A 1,295-nucleotide genomic window follows, 5' to 3' on the forward strand; every position below is an offset into this window, starting at 1 on the left:
GGAGTTCGTTTAATTTTATGAGCTTGAAGCGGGCGATAAATCCCTATCAATAGCGCTTTTTAAATTTTAATTCCATTCTCGGCTAAAGAATAAATGCTAAAAAATCCGTAGTCGGTGCGAACATAAAGGCGCTCGCCTGAGATTTTAATAGCGGCGGTTTTGACGCAGTGCTCGCATTCAAACTCGCCTAAGAGGCGAAAATCCTCCAAGCTGAATGCCTTAAATCCACCGTAAAAGTATGTAAGAAAAATTTGATCGTTTGCGGCAAACCTCATTACGCTTCTTGGCAAGCTTTTTGGTACGCTTAGACGCTTTTTGCTTGCGACGTCCCAAAAATACAGCTCATCAAAGCCGTTATTTACGACCAAAATCGCGTCATTTTTGATAAGCCCCACGTTGAGGGAGTGGATATAGCCCACGTCGCATTCGATACGGCAAAGCTCGGCGAAGTCTTTTAGGCGGTAGAGCCTGGCGATATTTTTGCCGCCTTCATCCCCACAGGCTACGCAAATTTTATTGCCGAAGCCTATTGCTTTTGCCGAAAAATCCGTTTTAAAATTTAGCTTCCTGTCGCTTCCGAAAGCTAAAATTCCATCCGTGCCGCAGGCTAGAATTTCGCCGTTGCCGCTTAGAGCAGAGCTAAAGCCTCCTCCTGTGATACCCCAGGCTTCAAAAAGCCTGCTGAATTTTTCTCCATCAAAAAGAAAGAATTCGTGGTCCAAATCAAGCACCAAGGCCTTTTTGGTAGCAGTCATTTTCCATGCTAAAATTTTTGGTAGTTCAAATTGCGCAAGAGTTCTTAGTTCGCCGTCCAGCACGATTAAATAATCGCAGCCGTGCTCGTCAAAATTACATTTATAGACGTAAAATTTATCCTCAAACTCGGCAAATCCAAGCGCTCCGCTGTATCCGCCGCCGATATAGGCATGCGCTATTGCTTCGCCGAATTTCGCTTTTTTGTTTTCATAGATGAAGCCCTTTTTTAGGGCATCAACTTGCTTTTTTACGAAAGCTTTTTGCAGAGCATCGCAATTTGCGAATTCTTTAGAGCTCAGCCTTTCTTTGCCGTTTTGTAGCGTCTTTGAAATCAAACTAAGCCCTTGCGTTTGAAGTAGAATTTCTTTCTTGCCGTCGGTAAATTTTTTCATAGCAGCCCCTAGGTATAAATTTGAAATCTAATTTTAGAATTTCAAAGCTTAAACTACGGGGCGCGGCAAAGCTGTTTAAAATCTACCGAGTGCTTCTTTGACGTGATCTTCCGCCATATCGATATTCCACATCGGCTCAAAGACGAG

At 43.2% G+C, this 1,295-nt stretch carries 1 protein-coding gene; it reads right to left on the reverse strand.

The genetic code is table 11. The features are described 5' to 3' along the window. Positions 1–59: 59 nt before the first annotated feature. Positions 60–1,148 carry a hypothetical protein gene (locus Q0257_RS10675; RefSeq protein ID WP_298024707.1) on the reverse strand — a complete coding sequence of 363 codons (1,089 nt, stop codon included), beginning with the start codon at positions 1,146–1,148 and terminating at the stop codon, positions 60–62. Positions 1,149–1,295: the final 147 nt, after the last annotated feature.

The sequence above is a fragment of the uncultured Campylobacter sp. genome, from assembly GCF_938018035.1.
GTDB lineage: Bacteria > Campylobacterota > Campylobacteria > Campylobacterales > Campylobacteraceae > Campylobacter_B.

Coding starts and splice junctions, on each gene's coding strand:
- Q0257_RS10675 (WP_298024707.1), bottom strand. CDS start 1,148: ATGAAAAAATTTACCGACGGCAAGAAAGAAATTCTACTTCAAACGCAA.